The organism is Pseudomonas sp. EL_65y_Pfl2_R96, assembly GCF_963970905.1.
Lineage (GTDB): Bacteria > Pseudomonadota > Gammaproteobacteria > Pseudomonadales > Pseudomonadaceae > Aquipseudomonas.
Genome location: NZ_CAXAQH010000267.1, coordinates 1 through 491, shown reverse-complemented (window position 1 = coordinate 491; position 491 = coordinate 1). Strand labels below are relative to the sequence as shown.

Genomic DNA, 491 nt, shown 5'->3' with positions numbered 1-491 from the left:
GGCCATTGTCGTCCTTGACGATCTTGCCGTTGCTGTCCCGCTTGGGCCGCGAAGTCGCGAGGCTGAAGTGGGTGATCTTGGTGCCGCCCTGGGTGGTGCGGGCTTCCGGCGTGGCGCCGACATTGCCGGCGAGGATGACGAGGTTCTGCATGTCGAGGTTCCTTTTTTGGTGCCGAAGGGACCATCCCTTCGACTGACCCCCGAAAAAGGCGGGCATGGGCGGTGCTTCCACCGAAGCGCGCAAGCGGCGCAGGAGAACCCCGACACGAGGGGTGGTGCGGGCAGCCGTGGCTCACGGCAACTCGGCCCGAAGGGGAGCGGGTTGGAAGCACCGAACGACCGACTTAGGGATCAGGTCAAAAAGAAGGGATGGTCGCTTAGGTCCTGTGACGCCAGGAACCGCTGCAGAACCCTTGCGCTATCGCCGCAGCAAATACGCCCGACAGTTGCCATCACCGCCGGTCAACCCATTTTCCCATTTCGGACTGTCG

At 63.3% G+C, this 491-nt stretch carries 1 protein-coding gene; it reads right to left on the bottom strand.

Annotation, left to right across the window (positions count from 1 at the left end; translation table 11 throughout):
* Window positions 1–151 (bottom strand): single-stranded DNA-binding protein (locus tag AACY49_RS30560; protein WP_339528010.1); only part of this gene is annotated, 151 nt, incomplete at its 3' end.
* Between the last annotated feature and the right edge of the window lie 340 nt (window positions 152–491).